The 19,691-nt window shown below is 49.8% G+C and carries 16 protein-coding genes, 1 tRNA gene and 1 riboswitch; of the genes, 16 read left to right on the top strand and 1 reads right to left on the bottom strand.

The features are described from left to right. Nucleotides 1–149: 149 nt before the first annotated feature. Both malQ and ACTQ3A_RS08030 read left to right on the top strand, forming a co-directional pair. Nucleotides 150–1,922: a 4-alpha-glucanotransferase gene (malQ, locus tag ACTQ3A_RS08025; protein ID WP_441494547.1), complete on the top strand. Its 1,773-nt coding sequence runs from the start codon at nucleotides 150–152 to the stop codon at nucleotides 1,920–1,922. Further along, complete coding sequence (locus ACTQ3A_RS08030) at nucleotides 1,909–3,423, top strand: sodium-dependent transporter (RefSeq protein WP_441099525.1); 1,515 nt, start codon at nucleotides 1,909–1,911, stop codon at nucleotides 3,421–3,423. The genes malQ and ACTQ3A_RS08030 overlap by 14 nt, the downstream gene beginning before the upstream one ends. A gap of 117 nt (nucleotides 3,424–3,540) precedes the next feature. Here ACTQ3A_RS08030 and ACTQ3A_RS08035 read toward each other — a convergent pair whose 3' ends face one another. Next, nucleotides 3,541–3,882 (bottom strand): helix-turn-helix domain-containing protein, encoded by a 342-nt coding sequence (locus tag ACTQ3A_RS08035; protein WP_441099526.1) that lies wholly within the window; start codon nucleotides 3,880–3,882, stop codon nucleotides 3,541–3,543. Nucleotides 3,883–4,210: 328 nt separating this feature from the next. Here ACTQ3A_RS08035 and ACTQ3A_RS08040 point away from each other — a divergent pair, with 328 nt between their 5' ends. From ACTQ3A_RS08040 to ACTQ3A_RS08105, 14 genes are all read left to right on the top strand, one after another. After that, nucleotides 4,211–4,486 (top strand): GNAT family N-acetyltransferase, encoded by a 276-nt coding sequence (locus ACTQ3A_RS08040; protein WP_441474660.1) that lies wholly within the window; start codon nucleotides 4,211–4,213, stop codon nucleotides 4,484–4,486. 306 nt (nucleotides 4,487–4,792) lie between these two features. Then, nucleotides 4,793–4,892: riboswitch (glycine riboswitch) on the top strand. A gap of 228 nt (nucleotides 4,893–5,120) precedes the next feature. Next, a complete protein-coding gene (locus tag ACTQ3A_RS08045; protein WP_441494548.1) occupies nucleotides 5,121–6,497 on the top strand; it encodes an alanine/glycine:cation symporter family protein in 1,377 nt (458 codons plus the stop codon). Between the two features lie 184 nt (nucleotides 6,498–6,681). Next, nucleotides 6,682–6,954, top strand: coding sequence for a hypothetical protein (locus ACTQ3A_RS08050; protein WP_441099529.1), 273 nt, complete (start codon nucleotides 6,682–6,684; stop codon nucleotides 6,952–6,954). A gap of 111 nt (nucleotides 6,955–7,065) precedes the next feature. Then, entirely contained in the window at nucleotides 7,066–7,788 is a 723-nt protein-coding gene (locus tag ACTQ3A_RS08055) for a PrsW family intramembrane metalloprotease (RefSeq protein WP_441495285.1), read from the top strand. A gap of 205 nt (nucleotides 7,789–7,993) precedes the next feature. Next, nucleotides 7,994–8,800 (top strand): NAD-dependent protein deacylase, encoded by an 807-nt coding sequence (locus ACTQ3A_RS08060; RefSeq protein WP_441494550.1) that lies wholly within the window; start codon nucleotides 7,994–7,996, stop codon nucleotides 8,798–8,800. A 302-nt stretch (nucleotides 8,801–9,102) separates the two neighbouring features. Further along, the gene (locus ACTQ3A_RS08065) at nucleotides 9,103–10,200 is read left to right on the top strand and encodes a LacI family DNA-binding transcriptional regulator (protein ID WP_441494551.1); all 1,098 of its coding nucleotides are present in this window, start codon (nucleotides 9,103–9,105) and stop codon (nucleotides 10,198–10,200) included. A gap of 319 nt (nucleotides 10,201–10,519) precedes the next feature. After that, nucleotides 10,520–11,230, top strand: coding sequence for a TetR/AcrR family transcriptional regulator (locus ACTQ3A_RS08070; RefSeq protein WP_441494552.1), 711 nt, complete (start codon nucleotides 10,520–10,522; stop codon nucleotides 11,228–11,230). A gap of 15 nt (nucleotides 11,231–11,245) precedes the next feature. After that, nucleotides 11,246–12,724 carry a DUF6937 domain-containing protein gene (locus ACTQ3A_RS08075; protein WP_441494553.1) on the top strand — a complete coding sequence of 493 codons (1,479 nt, stop codon included), beginning with the start codon at nucleotides 11,246–11,248 and terminating at the stop codon, nucleotides 12,722–12,724. A 20-nt stretch (nucleotides 12,725–12,744) separates the two neighbouring features. Continuing rightward, nucleotides 12,745–14,121: a glycoside-pentoside-hexuronide (GPH):cation symporter gene (locus tag ACTQ3A_RS08080; RefSeq protein WP_441494554.1), complete on the top strand. Its 1,377-nt coding sequence runs from the start codon at nucleotides 12,745–12,747 to the stop codon at nucleotides 14,119–14,121. 187 nt (nucleotides 14,122–14,308) lie between these two features. Next, nucleotides 14,309–16,726: an alpha-galactosidase gene (locus ACTQ3A_RS08085; protein ID WP_441494555.1), complete on the top strand. Its 2,418-nt coding sequence runs from the start codon at nucleotides 14,309–14,311 to the stop codon at nucleotides 16,724–16,726. Nucleotides 16,727–16,751: 25 nt separating this feature from the next. Next, on the top strand, nucleotides 16,752–16,907 hold the full coding sequence (locus tag ACTQ3A_RS08090) for a hypothetical protein (RefSeq protein WP_441495286.1): 156 nt from the start codon (nucleotides 16,752–16,754) through the stop codon (nucleotides 16,905–16,907). A 38-nt stretch (nucleotides 16,908–16,945) separates the two neighbouring features. After that, the gene (gene galT / locus ACTQ3A_RS08095) at nucleotides 16,946–18,484 is read left to right on the top strand and encodes a UDP-glucose--hexose-1-phosphate uridylyltransferase (protein WP_441494556.1); all 1,539 of its coding nucleotides are present in this window, start codon (nucleotides 16,946–16,948) and stop codon (nucleotides 18,482–18,484) included. A gap of 141 nt (nucleotides 18,485–18,625) precedes the next feature. Beyond that, nucleotides 18,626–19,327 carry a flavin reductase family protein gene (locus ACTQ3A_RS08100; RefSeq protein ID WP_441494557.1) on the top strand — a complete coding sequence of 234 codons (702 nt, stop codon included), beginning with the start codon at nucleotides 18,626–18,628 and terminating at the stop codon, nucleotides 19,325–19,327. A gap of 211 nt (nucleotides 19,328–19,538) precedes the next feature. After that, a tRNA-Leu gene (locus ACTQ3A_RS08105) sits at nucleotides 19,539–19,622 on the top strand. Nucleotides 19,623–19,691: the final 69 nt, after the last annotated feature.

The following is a 19,691-nucleotide window of genomic DNA, read 5'->3' on the forward strand; positions in this document are numbered from 1 at the left end:
ATCCCCTGCAGGAGCGGAAACGCTTTGCAGGGGGTATTTTCATGATTATGATTTTTTCGGAAAAATGAACAAAAATAGTCCTGCAGGTGTACACCTGCCCTGTCTTTATATTATAATAAAACAATATGTGAACGGGGAAGGAGTAGGGTATGAAGCGTCAATGTGGTATTTTGTTTCCTGTATTTTCGGTACCGTCTGAATTCGGAATCGGTTGTTTCTCGAGGGAGGCATATGAATTTGTGGATTTTCTGAAAAAGTCCGGGCAGAGCTACTGGCAGGTGCTGCCGCTGGGCCCGACCGGCTTCGGAGATTCACCTTATCAGCCGGTTTCAGCGTTTGCGGGAAATCAGAATTATGTAGATCTGAGAGCTTTGATCGAGGATGGGCTTCTGAGAGAAGATGATGTACGCTGTCTGGATTTTGGACAGAATCAGGAGCGTGTTGATTACGGCGCACTTTATACAAACCGGGGCAGGGCACTTCGGATGGCGTATCCGGCCTTCTGTGAGCGTCTTCTCGACTCAAAAAAACGGACGGAAGAAATCAAAGACGTTCAGAACAAAACGGCTGCAGCTTATACGGTTATGACGGCCGGCACTGCGGGAGCAGCGGCGGAGAACATCACGGATCCAGCAGGACCTGCGGCAGAAAGAGCTGCGGATGCAGCAGCCTCAGCGGTGGATATGAAATCAGAGAATGCAGCACTCTCAGCGGCAGATATGAAATCAGAGAATACGGTACTCCCTGAGAAGAGCCTGTATGAAAAGTATACCGAATTCTGTGAGAGAGAATCGTACTGGCTGGACGATTACTGTCTGTACTATGCGCTCAAGGAAAAGTTCGAGGGAAAAAGCTGGCTGGAATGGGACGACGGTTACAGGGAGCGCAGGGCGGACACACTCAGCCGGGCGAAAAAGGAGCTTCAGGATGAGATCTCTTTCTTCCGTTTTGTTCAGTTCGAGTTCTTTACACAATGGGAGCGGCTTCACCGTTATGCCCGGAAACAGGGAATAGAATTGATCGGGGATGTCCCGTTCTATGTTTCGATGGACAGTGCGGATGCGTGGGCCCATCCGGAGGTATTCCGGTTTGACCGCGATCTGAAGCCGGAATATATTGCGGGATGCCCGCCGGATGCTTTTTCTGTGACAGGCCAGCTGTGGGGAAATCCTGTATACGACTGGGAGAGAGGCCGGAAGGACCACTATTCCTGGTGGATCCGCAGGATCCGGGCGAATATGGAGCTGTTTGACATCCTGCGGATTGATCATTTTCATGGCTTTTCGAATTACTATGAAATCCCTTACGGAGATGAGACTGCTGAAAATGGCATCATGAAGAAGGGACCGGGCATGAGCTTTTTCCGCGAGATGAAGAAGGCTCTCGGAGAGGTACCGCTGATAGCCGAGGATCTTGGTACGATTACCCCGGAGAATGAACAGCTTCTGAAGGACAGCGGCTATCCGGGGATGAAGGTCCTTCAGTACGCATTTGACGGATCAGAGTCGAGCTGGTATCTGACCTACCATCATCCGTTCCACTGCGTCGTCTACACTGGCACACACGACAACACGACGATTCTGGACTGGGTGGAACATGCGCCGGATCATGACCGGGATTTTGCCAGACAGTTTATTCATTCGGAGAATACCGATTACGGAGCATTTGTGTGGGATTTTATCCGCGAGGCATATCGATCGCCGGCAGACACCTGTATTGTTCCGCTTCAGGATTATCTCGTGAAGGGAAGTGAGGCCAGGATCAATACACCCGGCTCGCAGGGAACCAACTGGCAGTGGAGGCTCGCGCCGAATTATCTGTCAGACGCGCTGGCGGTCAGCATTCACAACCTCGCAAGGATCTACGGACGGCTGCCAAAGACCGAGCCGAAGATTACAGACGGACAGAATGATAGAAAGTAGAGGGATTGACGGTATGTCAAATGTAAGCAGCAAATCCGACAGGGAAAAATTCGGCTCCAGAATCGGCTTCATCCTGGTTTCTGCAGGCTGTGCAATCGGAATCGGAAATGTATGGAAATTCCCCTATCTCTGCGGGCAGTACGGCGGAGCAGCTTTTATCCTGATTTATCTGGTATTTCTCCTAATCCTCGGAATTCCAGTCATGATCTGTGAATTTTCGGTCGGACGTGCAAGCCGGAAGAGTGCGGCGAGATGTTTTGAGACACTTGAGCAGAAAGGATCGAGGTTCCACTGGCTGAAATACATCAGTATCATCGGAAGCTATATGCTGATGATGTATTATACAACCGTTGCCGGATGGATGCTTTATTACTGCTATCTTCATGTCACGGGTACATTTGCCGGCGCGGACAGTGCCAGAATAAAATCCGATTATGCCGCGATGCTTTCCAACGCGCCTGGCATGGCTTTCTGGACAATTCTGGTGTGTCTTATCGGTTTTGTGATCTGTTATTTTGGAATTCAAAACGGGGTGGAGCGGGTGACAAAGGTCATGATGACCTGCCTGATGGTTCTGATGGTAGTGCTTGCTGTCCACTCGATATTCCTGAAGGGTGCGGCGAAGGGAATCGCCTTCTACCTCGTGCCGGATTTCCGGAACATGGCGGAGCGCGGTGTCGGAAACGTCATCTTCGCTGCAATGAGTCAGGCGTTCTTCACCTTGTCCATCGGAATCGGAGCCATGCTGATCTTCGGTTCCTACCTGAATAAGGACAGAAGCCTGACGGGAGAAGCAGTCACGATCACGGCGCTGGACACCTTTGTCGCGCTGATGGCGGGATTCATTATCATACCGGCATGCTTTGCCTATGGGATCGAGCCGGATGCCGGACCAAGTCTCATCTTCCTCACCATACCGAATCTGTTCAGCCAGATGCCGGGAGGAAGAATTTGGGGTGCGCTTTTCTTCGTTTTCCTGTCGTTTGCGGCGCTGACCACGGTTATTGCGGTATTTGAGAATATTATTGCCTTTGATATGGATCTGTTCGGCTGGACGAGAAAGAAGAGCGTCATCATCAGCGCTGTTCTTGTCGTGCTTCTCAGCCTGCCGTGTGTATTCGGCTACAATATATGGTCATCCTTTCAGCCGCTCGGCGAGGGAACACATATTCTGGACCTTGAGGATTTCATCGTCTCCAATAATCTTCTGCCGCTGGGCAGTCTGGCCTTTGTGCTTTTCTGCACCCGGAAAAGCGGATGGGGATGGGATCATTTCATTCAGGAGGCAGACGCCGGAGAGGGGAGAAAATTCCCGAAAAAACTCAGAACATATATCACCTTTATTGTGCCTGTGATCATCATTGTCATCTACCTGAAGGGATATTACGACATGTTCTCGCCGATGGGAACCGCTGTGCTGACCGGATGGATGTGCGTCGCCGTCCTGTTTCTGCTCTTTATTTTCTTCTGCGCGTTCTCAAGAAAGAAGACTGCCGGCTGAAACGGTCACAGCTGATTTCCGTTGCGTCGGCTTCTATGGTCATCAGACACAGAAAAAACAGAAAAAGCAGCCGCCAGGCAGGCAACTGCTTTTTCTGAGTCAACGGTTCGGTCAGTCTTATCGGTCAATGATTCTAAGAATGTCCAGAATTTTCTGCTTCTTTTCGTCGGAATATCTTGAAATAATGGATAGAAGTTCGTTATCGAGAGCTGTGGTGCGATATTCGGGTTCGATCTTCCCGACAAGAGAATCCAGTGTGATTCCGGTCAGTTTTGCGTAGTAGGATAATACGCGAAGGGACATCGCCGTCCGGTTGTTTTCAACGTTGCTGATGTATCCCGGGGTTACGTGAAGTTCAGAGGCAACCTGGTTTTGTGTCAGACCGTTTTTAATCCGAAGCTCTTTAACTTTCCGACCCAGGTCTTCAAAGTCAAAAGCATTTTCGGTTTCCTTACTCATAAAAAGTTCCTCCGTAAATGATGGATGCTGCATATGTCTTGGGCAAACATTATATATTTGAAATATACAATGCTTTTCCTGGTATTAAATATAAAATATTGCCCATATGTAAAAAACTGACGAACAATTCAATGACCACCTAATTCTACCACCGTTGTAGGGATAAATAAATATACTATTTTCATATAATATTGAAAAAATGCGCTCTTTAGAACCCTTTTTTATAAAAGCGTTGGAAAAGAGAGTGCATCATGGGGCAGGATGTTTATCTTTAAGAGAAGAATAAACAAAGAATTTGCATTTTTATCTTATAAGAAGGGAGACAGGCATGGAACTTACCATCAGATTTGAAAACTACAGAAATCGTGCGGCGGCATATGACGGAGATCACGAGGTGGGTGAGTGCACGTTCACACGATCTGACAACCGCTGGGTGATTGAACACACAGAGGTAGACCCTTTGTATAATGGGAATGGGATCGCGGGGAAGCTTGTCGATGAGGTGGCGCAGAACGCGAGAAAGATCGGGGTGAAAATTCTTCCGCTCTGTTCGTACGCAAAGAAAAGAATGCAGAGACCGGAGTACGCGGATCTTGTAGTCTGACCGGTCAGGATAAAATGATCCGGGGAAAACCGCCCGGGATGAAATGATCCGGGAAAAAACGCCCGGGATTAAATGATCCGGGAAAACCTGCCCGGATAAATCGGCCGCGATAAATCTTAAAAAATCATAAACTGGTTTGTTGACGGTATCGGATATCCATGTTATAGTTTACTCAAATTTAATACTTACGTAGATGTTTTTAGGAAAAGCGGAATCCGGCACAGGAATTCTTTTAGTATAGACTGTGTCAGAGGACCTGCCGAAGGAGTAAAACTCTCAGGTGTCGTGTGGACGAAGACTAAAAACGGAGTGGACTCTGGAGAAACCCTTCAAGGGTGCCGAAGGTGCAAAGTATCTGCGCAAAGCAGGTATGGAATCTCTCAGGCAAAAGGACAGAGTTGTTGATGAACCGGCCGGGCTGTATTTTCAGATACCGTCATCTGTGCGTCGCCGCGCATCGGATGATGAAAGCCGCAGCCAGGCAGTTTTTTCAGCAAAAAGTGCTCCAATTCACATTGCCGGTCGTACCGGCTGGTGGTTGGGGCTTTTTCTTCGCCATGAGTGCTGCCCGGGAGTCTCCTTATTTCTGATACAGATACGCAGGTAACGAGATTAATCTTAAAGGAGATTTGAAATGGACGCTCTCAACAGTATTGTGGCACTTATTGATGATAAGGTGTGGTTTCTCCTCCTGTTCGTGCTTGTGGGTACGGGAATCTATTTCTCGTTCCGGACAAGATTTGTTCAGGTCCGTCATTTTGGAAGAGCATGGAACCGTGTCTTTGGCAACTTCTCTCTGCATGGCGAAAAGGCCGGGAAGGATGGCATGAGTTCATTCCAGGCACTTGCGACGGCAATCGCGGCACAGGTCGGAACGGGCAATATTGCCGGATGTGCGACGGCACTTGTCGGAGGCGGCCCCGGAGCAATTTTCTGGATGTGGCTTGCGGCATTCTTCGGAATGGCAACGATCTACGGAGAGGCCTGCCTCGCTCAGGTTACGAGATCCCGTGATGATCAGGGTAATATCATCGGAGGTCCGGTTTATTATATCCGCAAGGCATTCAAGAACGGTTTCGGAAAGTTCCTCGCATCGTTCTTCGCGATCATGATCATCCTTGCGCTCGGCATCATGGGCAATATGGTGCAGTCCAACTCCATCAGCGACGCATTTCACACTGCCTTCGGTGCCAATAAGCTGATCATGGGTATTATCATCGCCGTGATAGCTGGATTTATTTTTATCGGCGGAATCAGCCGTATTGCGTCCTTTACGGAAAAGATTGTTCCGATCATGGCGGCGCTTTACCTTGTCGGCGGCCTGATTGTTCTGATTATCAACCACAGAAATCTGCTGCCGGCGCTCGGATCGATCTTTGTCGGAGCCTTTACACCGCAGGCTGTTGTCGGAGCCGGTGCCGGAATCACAGTTCGTCAGGCGCTGAGGCTTGGTGTAGCCCGCGGACTGTTCTCTAATGAGGCAGGTATGGGCTCCACTCCTCACGCGCATGCGCAGGCACAGGTTGATAAACCTCAGGATCAGGGCGAAGTCGCTATGGTAGGTGTGTTCATCGATACCTTTGTCGTACTTACCATGACCGCGCTGGTTATTCTTTCATCCGGTGTTCTTGGCAATTCCATTCCGTACGCGGGTGATATCACCGGTACACCGGTTGCACAGGCTGCGTTCAGTACGGGATTCGGAGCGTTCGGCTCGAAGTTTGTGGCAATTTGTCTGTTTTTCTTCGCGTTCTCAACGATCATCGGCTGGTTCTTCTTCGCGCAGCAGAACATCAGGTACATGATAGGCTCAAAGGCTGTGAAGCCCTTCGCTGTCATTGTCGTTATCTTCATCCTGATCGGGTCAGTCCTGAAGGTAGAGCTGGTGTGGAATCTGTCGGATTTGTTTAACGGGCTGATGGCGCTGCCGAACCTGATCGCGCTGATTGCGCTTTCCGGGGCGGTTGCGAAGATGGCACACGGAACGATGCTCACACATAAAGATCTGTAAGAAAAGTTCAGCGCTGTGCTCATACCTGTTGCCCTTGGAATCGCATCCGGTTCCTCACTCGCTTCGCGGCAGGCAGCCTGTCTGCATTTTCGAAGAGGTTCACACTTTTGTCATGAAATTGGTGTAGAATAATGTTATAAAGTTTTTGGTGAGATTCAGGGAGTATGATTTAAGGGGAATATGTATGAGACTGAGAAGCTGGAAGATGATACAAAAGGATCTGGTTGGCAGTGTAAGCGGCAGCCGGAAGTATGACGACGGGACGTTTATTCATACTTCACCGGTGATTTCCATGGCTTACGATGACGGCCTTTTCATGATGAGAACAGAGAATTCCATCTACGAGTGTGATGTGCAGGATTTTATCGGCACGGAGGTTGAGCTGAATCTGCTGATTGAGAACGCAGAGCATCATGACAGACAGACCACGACAACACTCGACGGGTATCGCTACTGAAAGGGCGGGCGCCTCAGAAATAGTTGAATATGGAAATCCCCCGGACGGATGGTATAATAATAGAAAATACCATTTGAAAGGGGGCTTTTTATGTTTCTGCTTCTTCCGGCAATGTACGTTTTCTTTTGGTATCTTTTTCTCGCGGTCCTGCCTGCTCTGATTCTTCTGATCTATGTGTACCGGCAGGACAGGGTAGAGAAAGAACCGGTCGGGCTTCTGATCCGTCTGATCTTCATGGGCGTTATTGCTGCCTTTTTGTCGATGCTTCTGGAGAGAATCGGCAGCTATTTCCTGGACCGGTCCTCTCTGAATCCTTCAGGACTTGCGTACACTGCGGTCATGGCGTTTCTGGTCGTCGCCGTTGTCGAGGAAGGCACGAAATATGCCCTGATGGCGGCGGTTACCTGGAAAAATCCGGCATTTAACTACAGATTTGACGGAATTGTCTATTCGGTTTTTGCGTCGCTGGGTTTTGCTGCGATGGAGAATATTATCTACGAAATGGGGTATGGACCGGGTGTTTTGGTCGGGAGATCGGTTCTGGCAATTCCGGGGCATATGAGCTTTGGTGTTCTGTTTGGAATTTTTTACGGCAGAGCGAAGATTCAGCAGGCGGAGGGACATCATATCCGTCAGGTTCTGTGCATCGTGACCGGGTACATTCTGGCCGTTTTTCTTCATGGCATCTATGATACCTGCGCGATGCTCGGAACGGGAGCTTCAACGCTTGTCTTTGGCATTGTGGTTGTCGTGATTTATCTGGTGTGCTTCCTGCTGGTACGCAGAGAGTCGTCCCGTGATGAAAACGTCTATTATCACAGAAGATTCTTTTGACGAAGGCAGATTCGGTGTGCAAGACGTTTCAGAGACAGGAAGTTTTATCAGAGACAGGATACTTTTGCAGAGACAGGAAGTTTTATCAGAGACAGGATGCTTTTGCATAGACAGAAAGTTTTATTAGAGACAAGGATGGGTTCTCAGGGACATCAGGTACTGAGACTCAGGGAAAATACCTGATACTACAGAAAGGGATGTGGATATGTATATCGATAAATATGAGAAAAGATCCGACCGGGTCCGTTATCTGTCAGGACTTAGCGAAGAGCAGAAGTACGACGCACTCAATGAGATGATCCGCGTAAGCCGGCACATTGTATTTTTCGGCGGCGCGGGCGTGTCGACCGAGAGCGGAATTCCGGATTTCCGAAGCAAGGATGGTCTGTATAATCAGCACGATGTGAAATTTGACAGCTACACACCGGAATACCTTCTTAGCTGCGATTGTCTGTATCAGCATCCGGAGGTTTTTTACGAATTTTACAGGCAGAAGATGAATGTCGAAGGGATCGAGCCGAATGCGGCGCACAGAAAACTGGCGGAGATGGAGCGGGAGGGAAAACTTGACTGTGTGATCACACAGAATATTGACGGGCTTCATCAGAAGGCGGGAAGCAAAAAGGTGTATGAGATTCACGGCTCAACACTTCGAAATTACTGTGATCGGTGTCATAAGCGATACCCGTCGGATTACATCTTCCGAAGCAAGGAACCGGTCCCGAGATGCACCGAGCCGGGCTGCACGGGGATCGTAAGACCGGATGTAACCCTGTACGGGGAAATGCTGCCGGAGGATGCGTGGAGAAATGCGGAGCGAGCCTGCCGGGAGGCGGACATGATGATTGTGGGAGGCACCTCCCTGAGTGTATATCCGGCAGCCTCACTTCTGGACTATTTCAGCGGCAGATACCTCGTTCTGATCAATCGCGACAGGACAGTGCGCGACGGGGACGCGGATCTGGTCTTTCATGACAGTATTGGAAAGGTTCTGAGTCACTGCGGAAATTGATTGTATCGTCTGTTTATAGCAGATTTTATGACAAACATAAGAAAAATCAGATAAAAATTTCTGATTCATGTGGCTTTTTCCAAAATATTCTATATAATAAGGGTATGGAATGAAAAAAGTAAACCAGTCGTGTAAGTGATTACACAGCATCAGGAACGCTGCAAAGCTGGTATGGAGTGGGAAAGAATCACAGCAGACGTGTAAGAGTGTGAATCACAACAGACGTTTAAGGGTGTGAATCACAGGATTCACTTGAAACTTCAGGTTCATCGGGACAGGATCAGAAAGAACAGGTACAGAAGATGGCAGACAGAACGTATTCATCAGATGGACAGCAGGGGAATGCCGATATTACAGAAGAGAGGGACGAAGCGGTGACGAAGCGGCCGGTGACGATCCGGGATATCGCAAAGAAGTGCGGAGTATCCGTCGCTACGGTCAGTAAGGCGCTGAACGGTTACAAGGATGTTTCCATGGAGACATCCCGGAGAATCCGCCGAATCGCGGAGGAGATGGATTATCACCCGGATCCCTCTGCCATTCTGCTTCGGACGAATATTTCGCATAATATCGGTGTGGTTTTTGAGGATGACACATCGTCCGGACTCATGCATCCTTTTTTTTCAGTGATTCTGAACAGCGCAAAGAAGGAACTGGAGCGTCTGGGCTATGATATCACGTTCATCAGCCAGAAGATGGTCGGGGACTCCTTTCTTCAGCATGTGCGCTACCGGAAGTGTGACGGTATTCTCATCGCAAATGTGAATTTTCACGCGCCGGGGATCATTCAGCTGGTGAGAAGCGAGATCCCATTTATCACTATTGATTATCAGGTGAAGAATCACAGCTGTGTAATGTCGGATAATGAAGAAGGAGGCTATGAGCTTACGAAATATCTCATCGACCATGGGCACAGAAAGATTGCCTTTATTCACGGAGAAGATACGCTTGTCACGCAGAAACGGCTGGCGGGTTTTTACCGGGCGCTGAAGGAGTCTGGAGTCGACGAGGATGAAGTCTCGGTTCATGACGGGAGATACAACGACCCGAAATTTAACAACGAAATTGTGAAGGAGATCATGAACAGCAGGAATAAGCCGACAGCCATCATGTTTTCAGATGATTTTTCTTATATTGGAGGACGGAGAGTGCTGCGTGAGCTCGGATACCGGATCCCGCAGGATGTGAGCGCCGTGGGTTACGACGGAATCGACGTCGGGCAGATCATGGAGCCGGCCCTCACCACATATCGTCAGGATGCGGAGGGCATCGGAAGGCTTGCGGCGCAGAAGCTGATTGAAATGGTGGTTAACCGCAAATCAAGCATTATTGAAGAGATCGGAGTGAAGGGAAGGCTTCTGGTGGGCGAGACCGTCCGGGATATCCGTTACAGAAATTAATTCCCTGAATGAGCAGGCGCCCCGCCGTAAGGAAGGAGCGTCTGCTGGTATTTACGCGAACAGTGAGCCGCAGCTGAATGCGAAGTATTCGTGTGCGGCGAGCGTCGCGATAGCGAGATAAAACTCGCGCAGCGTGTTTTATCTCGTTAAACAAAATAAATGCATCTGTGGGAGCATGCAACTCGCACAAATATAGGAAACTATTTTTGTATAAATAGTTTCTTATTTTTTTGCGGGTAAAGTGGTAAAATGAGCCCATGGAAACTGAAACAGATAATTTAGTTTCCGACATCTTGTCGAAGATATGGAGGTCCCGGACGTGATCGATTTTCAGACGGAACAGACAGAGCAGACAGAGCAGACAGAGCTGACGGAGCAGACAGAACAGACAGAGCTGACGAAACCGATGAGTACAGATGCTGCAGCCTCGGATGATGTTTTGTCAGAAGAGAATTGCGCCGATCAGGATATCCGGGAAGACATTCTGGAGACAACGCTGCGGCTTTTTAACCGGAAGGGAATGAAGTTTACGATGGATGATCTCGCGAAGGAGCTGCATCGCAGCAAGAAAACCCTTTACGTCTATTTTCCGGACAAAAAGCATCTGCTTTATGAGATGGTAGATTACATCTTTGATTCGATCAAGGAAGATGAGCAGAAGGTGTATGAAGACCGGGAGATGGACATTGTCGACAGGGTGAGGAAGATCCTCGGTGTCATGCCGGATCGTTATCAGAATGTGGATTTTCGTCAGCTTTATGATCTGCGTGACAAGTATCCGTCTGTTTACCGGCATCTGAAGGAGCGGCTGGAAAGCGGATGGGAATCGACCGTGGAGCTTTTGAAAGAGGGCATGCGGCAGGGAAGAATCCGGAGATTTTCCATACCGGTTTTTCAGACAATGATGGAGGCAACACTGGAGCAGTTTTTTGAAAGAGATATTCTGATTGAGAACGGGTTAACTTATCACGCGGCGCTGCAGGAGGTCGTGGATATTCTGGTAAAGGGAATTGTGATCCGCGATCCTTAATCGGAGGAGGCAGTCATGGAAGACAAATCAAGAGAAATATTTGGAAACCGGATACGTGAGCGGGACTATCGGAAAGCGGAAGCTTCCGGGAAAAGGTACGCCAGAAAGTATGGAGACGACGCAAATGCGTCTTATCGTACCATTATCCGGAAAAATCGTTACATCGGTGAGTCGCTCGGCGTGAGCGACATCTGTCTGCCGGAGGACGATCTTGCAGGAGAGGAGGAATTTGACACCGGAAAGGGAATCATCGTCGGCAATATCCGGATGGGATTCGGACACTACAGGATTTCTATGGCGATGGCTTCCTGCGCGCATGCGATGGGATACAAGCCATACTGGATGGATCTGAATTCGTATCCGCAGACAGCCTGCACAAAGGTGATCCGTGCGCAGAACGACCTGTATTCCATGGGCTCCAGGCTGTCCCAGAAGAGCAGGCTGTTCAATAAGGTCATCTGGGAGCCGCTGAACTATGAGGGTTTCCGGAAGCTTTCCTACAATGCCTCTGATCAGAAAAACGCTGAGATTATGGCGGCAGTGTTCCGGAATGTTCCGAAGGATATCCCGGTGATCGGTACACATGTGTGGCCGGCACAGGCAGCGGTTCACGCAGGTATGAAATATGTGGTAAACGCCATACCGGACAACTGGCCCATGGCGCTTCATCTGGCGGAGGGCAGCGTTCACACGATACAGACACATCAGGCATATCAGGGCTACCGGATTCTGAATGGAATGGACGGGGACCGGGTGCTCCATCCCATGCCGCCGGAATCACTCATCTACACCGGACATTATGTGGATGATGAGCTTGTACGGAATATTGAAGAGGACTGCGCCGCAAGAATCCGCAGAAAGGAAAACGGCATGCCGATGCGGTTTCTCCTGACAATCGGAGGGGCGGGCGCCCAGAAGGAGATTTTTGCCGGAATCATCCGGCACCTGCTTCCGGTGATCCGAAAGAAGAAGGCGGCGCTTTTCATCAATGTCGGAGACTACCGAAATGTATGGGAGGAGCTGTGTTCGGAAGTGAGCGGGCTCGCGCAGGTCTCGGAGGAACATTTCAACAACTGGAAGGAAACAGAGGAATTTGCGTCGACAGCTCTTTCGGATGATGCGATCGGGGGTGTCCACGCTTTCTGGCATGAAAATATTTTTGAGGCGGTGTACTGTACCAACCTTCTGATGAGAAGCTGTGATGTTCTGGTCACAAAGCCGAGCGAGCTCTCCTTCTATCCGGTGCCGAAGCTGTTCATCCGCAGAATCGGGGGACATGAAAAATGGGGCGCCATCCACTCTGCGGAGATCGGAGACGGAACACTCGAATGCCGGGATCTTCCGCATATTCTTCAGATGACAGATCTTTTCCTGGACGATGATGTGCTTCTGAAGGACATGTGTACCAATATTATCGGAAATAAGAAGGCGGGAATCTATGACGGCGCTTACCGGGCAGTCAGAACGGCTGTGAATCTGAAGCGTGGAATTTGAAAAAGAAATGGGGGTTTGAAATGAAACTGACGATACGAAATAAAGCGGCGTTCTGCTTCGGCGCTTTTGGCAAGGATATCGTGTATATGCTGGTAAACAGCTATCTGCTTTATTATTATAATGTGGTGCTCGGGATCAGCAGCGCGTTCATCGGAGCGGTTCTGATGGGCGCGAGAATCTTTGATGCGCTGAACGATCCGATCATGGGAATCGTGGTTGCAAAGACGAGAACGAGATGGGGTCGTTTCCGCCCCTGGATTCTGTCCGGAACAGTACTGAACGCGCTGACCGTCTATGCGCTTTTCGCAGTGCCGGACAGCATGAAGCCGGGCTCGATGAAGATCTGGCTGACGCTGATTTACCTCGCCTGGGGCGTCACATACACACTGATGGATATTCCTTTCTGGTCCATGATTCCGGCGATCACAGAGCCGGGTAAGGACAGGGAGCAGCTTTCTTCCCTTGCGAGATCAAGCTCGGGAATCGGTGACGCGATTCCTACCGTTCTCACAATGATCGTGGTGCCGGTGCTGTCCGGGACGACGGCGCTTGCGGGATACCGGATCGGCTTCCGCTACTGGGCGCTCATTATCGCAGTGGTATTTCTGGTATCAGAGATCGTATTTGTGAAAAATGTTCCGGAGAAAAAACCGGAGGAGATGAAATCTGCTTCGATTGGCGAAATGTTTGGATCCCTCTTCCGCAACGACCAGGCGCTCTGTGTCGTAGCGGCGGTGATTCTGGTCTATCTGGCACTCGATATCGTTGGAAATCTGATTCTGTATTTCTTCCAGTTTGACCTTGGAAACACCGATGTGTACAGCATATTCACGGCCGGATGTTTTCTCGCACAGGTGATTTTCATGATGCTTGTTCCGGTTTTCCGCAGAAAGATGGAAAAACTGAAACTCTTTTCCGTTACGATTGTGCTTCAGATCGCCGGCTTCCTGATACTGCTTGCCTTTGCGTTCAGCGGGATTTATAAAGGGTCATGGATTGTTCTGCTTGTTCCGGGCATTCTGGTCTATGCATCTTACGGTGTGCTGAATGTAATGCTGACCATCTTCCTGTCAGACGCCGTAGACTACGGTGAGGCGAAAAATGGAAAACGGGAGGAATCCGTAATTTTCTCTATGCAGACCTTCACGGTGAAGCTGGCATCGGGTATTGCGGCATTTATTTCAGGGCTGGCCATTGAGTGGATCGGACTTGACACGGAGGCAGCCGCGCAGAGCGCAGCGACCCTCGGAGGGCTTCGGCTGTGGATGACGGTTCCGTCGGCACTTCTTCTTGTCGTTGCCTTTTTGCTGTTCCGGGGCTTCTACAGGCTGAGTGACAAAAAAATGGCAGAGGTGATGAGCACACTCCGCAAACAGAAGCAGGAAAATTCAAGATAGCTGTGTTTTGTTCAGAAAACGAACAAAAGGCTGCCGCCGGCACCGATGAGAATGTGCGGCGGTGGTCTTTTTTTACATCGTTTTGCAACATAATTACATTGAAGGATGTGCAGTGATCATAGATAATAATATAATATATAGAAAAAAGACCCTGCATCTGTCTGTATATTTATGAGAGGAAATGCTGATGATCAGAAAGATAAAGAACGTATTCATGATCGGAACACCAAAGACAACTTATGTTTTTCAGGCCCTGCCCAGCGGACACCTGGAGCATCTGTATTACGGCCCCTCACTGGGGGATTTTTCAGAGAAGACAGATGAGGAGCTGCTGCAGGATGCGAAATGTCTGGAAGAGAAAAGGGCATTTCCGGCAGGCAATATGATCTCCTACGATCAGGAGCACATGGATCTCACCCTGGAGGATCTGCGTCTGGAGATGTCTTCTCTCGGGAAGGGAGATATCCGTGAACCGTTTCTGGAGATCACGCATGCCGACGGAAGCGTGACTTCGGACTTTCTGTTTGAGGAGGCGAGGATTACCGACGAAAAACCGGAATTTCATGCTCTTCCCGGCTCGCTGTTCGGAAGCCGTGAGGAACCGGAACAGCAGTATACGGAGAATTTCTGCGGCGGGCGTTATTCCCATCTGATTCTGACGCTGAAGGATGCGTCATATGATCTGCGTCTTGAGCTTCACTACTATGTATTTGAAGACTGCGATGTCATTACGAGGTCGAGCCGGCTCGTTAACGACAGCGATGAGGCAGTGGTCCTGAATCGTCTGATGAGCATGCAGCTTGATTTTGAAGACAGCGGATATATCATGAGCACCTTCCACGGCGCCTGGGCGAGGGAGATGTACCGGTCGGACGTTCCGGTCGTCTCTGGAAAAATTGTAAATTCTTCCAATGCCGGCTCTTCTTCCAACCGCAGCAACCCGTTTGTGATGCTGCACAGAGAAGACACAACAGAATCTTCGGGACTGTGCTACGGGCTGAATCTGATATACAGCGGCAATCATTATGAAGCGGCGGAAGTAAACTCCTTTGGAAAGACCCGGTTTGTGTCGGGAATCAATCCGCAGAATTTTTCGTTCATCCTCTCACCGGGAGATGAGTTCGAGGCGCCGGAGGCGGTGATGACCTGTTCGGACGAGGGATACACAGGTATGAGCCTTTCCATGCATCATTTTGTCCGCGAACATATCAGCCGCGGAGTTTGGAAGCATAGGGCGAGACCGGTCCTTTTGAACAGCTGGGAGGCTTCCTACTTCAAGATCAATGAGAATCGTCTGCTTCGTCTGGCAAAGGCTGGCAAGGACGTCGGAATCGAGCTTTTTGTCATGGATGACGGCTGGTTTGGAGAAAGGAACGGAGATGACTGCTCTCTTGGAGACTGGGACGTGAACAGATCCAAGCTTCCGGGAGGCCTGAAGCAGATATCGGAAAAAATGGAGGAGCTCGGGCTTCGGTTCGGAATCTGGGTGGAGCCGGAGATGGTCAGCCGCAGGAGCCGGCTCTACGAGGCACATCCGGACTGGGCGATGCAGATACCGGGAAAACCGCATTCGGAGGGGAGAAATCAGATGGTTCTTGACCTGGCGAATCCGGAGGTGGTCGATTATCTGATCGCAAAGATGAGCGAGGTATTCTCTTCCGGCAAGATATCCTATGTGAAGTGGGACATGAACCGCATCATGTCTGACGTCTATTCACCCGCTCTTCCGCCGGAGCGTCAGGGAGAAACCGCTCACCGGTATATCTGCGGATTTTACCGTCTGGCAAAGGCTCTCACGGAGAAATTCCCGGAGATTCTCTTCGAGGGATGTGCCGCTGGAGGATGCCGGTTTGATCTCGGCGCACTCTGTTACTTCCCGCAGATCTGGGCGAGCGACGACACGGATCCAGTCATGCGGACGAGAATTCAGCAGGGCTACAGCTATGGATATCCGGCTTCCGTGATGACTGCACATGTTTCCGCAAGTCCGAATCATCAGACACTGCGCGAGACTCCGCTCGACACCAGGTTCAACGTCGCCGCCTTCGGTACACTCGGATATGAGCTCAACCTGAATGACCTGGGGAAGAAGGAACTGGATGAAATCCGGAAACAGATCGCGCTTTATAAGGAATGGCGCGAAGTCTTTCAGTTCGGCGATTTTTACCGCGGACGGTTTGACAATATCGTTGAGTGGACGGTCGTATCGGCAGACCGGAAACGGGGCGTCGGCATGATGCTTCAGAAAATGACAGAGGCTAATCATCCGTTTGAGATGTACCGGGCGAGAGGGCTGAACGAAGGAAGCCGGTATCATTTCTACAATATCGCGAAACGTCATGATATCCGGGATTTCGGAGATCTGATCAATACTGCGGCACCGGTGCACGTGCGTCAGGGATCGGTTCTTCAGAACATGATCGCCCGATTTGTCACCATGCCCGGTGAGCAGGAGGAGATCGAGACGAACGGCGCCGTACTGATGAAGGCCGGTGTGAAGCTTCAGGGAGCCTACTGCGGAACCGGATACAACGAGAATACAAGATATTTTGCCGACTTTAACTCCAGAATGTATTTCATGGAAGAGGAACAAACGTCCAGATAATCGGAAACGGAAATAAATACAATCTGTGGCAATTAAGAATAAAGTCGATATATGTGACCGGAAGGAAGACGAGAATCAATGTTTCAGGCAGAAGATGCATATACATGTGAAGAATGATGGCGAGGTTAGTATGCGATTCGGTCTGCCCGGGGCAGCAGATGCGTATATATACGAAGAATGATCAGAACAGCAGGAAATGCCTGCAGAACGGAGGAAGATATGAGTGATGTTGACAATGCAATAACGCGGCTGGCAGGATATGGATTATACACAGGTCTGATTGAAGAGGATGATATCATTTACACGGTAAATCAGATTCTGATGAACCTCGAAAGGGACAGCTATGAGGGCAGCCGGGAAGAGGTGATCGCCTACGCGTCTACTCTGAATGAGGAGCGGATTGCAGCGGGAACCGAGCTCGAGGAGACGCTGAAGGAGCTGACCGACGACGCGGTGTCGAGGGGAATTACCGGAGGGGACAGCATCGTCTATCGTGATCTATTTGATACCCGTCTGATGGGATGCCTGACGCCGAGACCTTCTGAAGTGATCCGCAGATTCCGGAAGCTGTATGAGGATTCACCGGTCAAGGCGACAGACTGGTACTATGATTTTTCCAGAAATACGGATTACATTCGCAGATATCGTATCGCGAAGGATATGAAGTGGAAGGTTCCAACGGAGTACGGAGATCTGGATATTACGATCAACCTCTCCAAACCGGAAAAAGATCCGAAGGCGATTGCGGCGGCGAAAAACGCGAAGCAGTCAGGTTATCCGAAATGCCAGCTCTGCAGGGAGAACGAGGGATACGCCGGAAGACCGGATCATCCCGCCAGAGAAAATCACAGGGTCATTCCGGTAACCATACAGAATTCGGACTGGTGCTTCCAGTATTCCCCGTATGTGTATTATAATGAACACTGTATTGTGTTTAACTCCCGGCATATTCCGATGAAGATCGAGCATGCGACCTTCTGCAAGCTCTTCGATTTTGTGAAGATGTTCCCACACTACTTTGTCGGCTCGAATGCAGATCTCCCGATCGTAGGAGGATCCATTCTGAGTCATGATCATTTTCAGGGCGGCCATTATGAATTCGCGATGGCGAAGGCACCGGTAGAACGAAGCTTTTCCGTGGCCGGATTTGAGGATGTGCAGTCGGGAATTGTAAAATGGCCGATGTCCTGTATCCGGCTCTCCGGTCCGGACACCGAACGCATCATTGCGCTCGCGGACAGAATCCTGACCGCATGGAGAGGATATACGGATGAAAAAGTCTTTATCTATGCAGAGACAGACGGGACGCCTCACAACACGATCACGCCGATTGCGAGGAAACGGGGAGAGGATTACGAGCTGGATCTGGTCCTCCGGAACAACATCACCACAAAGGAGCACCCGCTCGGCGTCTTCCACCCGCATGCGGAGCTTCATCATATCAAGAAGGAAAATATCGGTCTGATCGAGGTTATGGGTCTCGCTGTGCTTCCCGCAAGATTGAAGAAGGAGATGGCAGATCTCAGGAAAGCAATACTTGAAGGAAGAAATATCCGCGCAGATGAGGAGCTGTCAAAGCATGCAGACTGGGCGGAACAGATCATGAAGCGTCACAGCACGGTCAATGAGACGAATATCGACGATATTCTGAAGGAAGAAATTGGAAAGGTGTTCATGCTTGTTCTGGAAGATGCCGGTGTATTCAAGCGCACAACGGAAGGACAGGAGGCATTTGACCGGTTTATTCAGGCGCTGTAAGAGGCCGGGAAACAGACGATTCCAAGACGATCCGAGAAGCTGTTTCCGCGTTCTCATCCAGGAGGGTTTTGGCTGGGGTGCGTCCCTTCGAGAATCCGGTACAGGATAAGAGGCATCTGTAAAGGTTAAGAGGTATCTGTCATGAGTGAAAAAATTGTATTTGAAAAGCCGGGTAATTTTCTGTATCCCGTGCCTGCTGTCATGATCAGTGTGGCCGGCGAAGTGCTGGGAGAGACAGACCGGCATTATCGGGATAAATCAGATATAGCCTCTTACGATGCGGCTGGAATTCCGAATATTATAACCGTCGCCTGGGCCGGAACCGTGTGTTCCGACCCTCCGATGCTGTCGATATCCGTGCGGCGCAGCCGGTATTCCTGGCATCTTCTCAAGGAACACGGGGAGTTTGTCGTAAACCTGACCACAGACCGGCTGGTAAGGGCTGCTGATTTCTGCGGCGTCAGATCCGGGAGAGATTTGAATAAGTTCGAAGCCTGCAACCTTACTGCGGGCAGAGGAATCCGGGTACAGGCGCCGGTCATTGAGGAATCTCCGGTCAATATCGAGTGCCGGGTAAAACAGGTTCTAGAGCTTGGAACCCATGATATGTTCCTCGCTGAAGTTGTCTGTATCCAGGCAGACAGCCGGTATATGGATGAAAAAGGCAGTTTCCATCTGGAGAAAACCGGACTCACCGCATACTCCCACGGAAAATACTACGAGCTCGGGAGAGAGCTGGGAAGTTTCGGGTACTCGGTCAGAAAGAAGACAGTCAGAAAGAGGACAAAGAAAATGCGGAAGGCAGATCAGCGGAAGTCAGATCAGCGGAATGTCAGTCAGTAAAGTACAAAGTAAAAAGATAAAAATGGTAAAGATTCAGCACTCTAATCCCGGGTGCCTGCGGTTTTCGAGATGTAATGAATAGTTACAAAAAAATTTTAAAATACAGTTACAAAAAAATTTTAAAATACAGTTGACAATCGAAAGAAGGTCTGATAAGATAAACATCGTTGTGAGCGACAGAAAACGCACACGACATTAAATATCAGCAGATGCAGGAATGGCGGAATTGGCAGACGCGCAGGCTTCAGGTGCCTGTGGTAGCAATACTGTGCGGGTTCAAGTCCCGCTTCCTGCACTTTCTTTTTGCCCGAAAACAGGAAATGAAAGATGAGGCCGGTCATAAATTGATGCCAGTTACTTTGAT

It is taken from the genome of Bilifractor sp. LCP21S3_F8 (assembly GCF_052117805.1).
Taxonomy (GTDB): Bacteria; Bacillota; Clostridia; order Lachnospirales; family Lachnospiraceae; genus Bilifractor.

Coding starts and splice junctions, on each gene's coding strand:
- ACTQ3A_RS08065 (WP_441494551.1), top strand. CDS start 9,103: ATGGCAGACAGAACGTATTCATCAGATGGACAGCAGGGGAATGCCGAT.
- ACTQ3A_RS08050 (WP_441099529.1), top strand. CDS start 6,682: ATGAGACTGAGAAGCTGGAAGATGATACAAAAGGATCTGGTTGGCAGT.
- ACTQ3A_RS08075 (WP_441494553.1), top strand. CDS start 11,246: ATGGAAGACAAATCAAGAGAAATATTTGGAAACCGGATACGTGAGCGG.
- ACTQ3A_RS08030 (WP_441099525.1), top strand. CDS start 1,909: ATGATAGAAAGTAGAGGGATTGACGGTATGTCAAATGTAAGCAGCAAA.
- galT (WP_441494556.1), top strand. CDS start 16,946: ATGAGTGATGTTGACAATGCAATAACGCGGCTGGCAGGATATGGATTA.
- ACTQ3A_RS08100 (WP_441494557.1), top strand. CDS start 18,626: ATGAGTGAAAAAATTGTATTTGAAAAGCCGGGTAATTTTCTGTATCCC.
- ACTQ3A_RS08035 (WP_441099526.1), bottom strand. CDS start 3,882: ATGAGTAAGGAAACCGAAAATGCTTTTGACTTTGAAGACCTGGGTCGG.
- ACTQ3A_RS08045 (WP_441494548.1), top strand. CDS start 5,121: ATGGACGCTCTCAACAGTATTGTGGCACTTATTGATGATAAGGTGTGG.
- ACTQ3A_RS08060 (WP_441494550.1), top strand. CDS start 7,994: ATGTATATCGATAAATATGAGAAAAGATCCGACCGGGTCCGTTATCTG.
- ACTQ3A_RS08085 (WP_441494555.1), top strand. CDS start 14,309: ATGATCAGAAAGATAAAGAACGTATTCATGATCGGAACACCAAAGACA.
- ACTQ3A_RS08055 (WP_441495285.1), top strand. CDS start 7,066: ATGTACGTTTTCTTTTGGTATCTTTTTCTCGCGGTCCTGCCTGCTCTG.
- ACTQ3A_RS08080 (WP_441494554.1), top strand. CDS start 12,745: ATGAAACTGACGATACGAAATAAAGCGGCGTTCTGCTTCGGCGCTTTT.
- malQ (WP_441494547.1), top strand. CDS start 150: ATGAAGCGTCAATGTGGTATTTTGTTTCCTGTATTTTCGGTACCGTCT.
- ACTQ3A_RS08040 (WP_441474660.1), top strand. CDS start 4,211: ATGGAACTTACCATCAGATTTGAAAACTACAGAAATCGTGCGGCGGCA.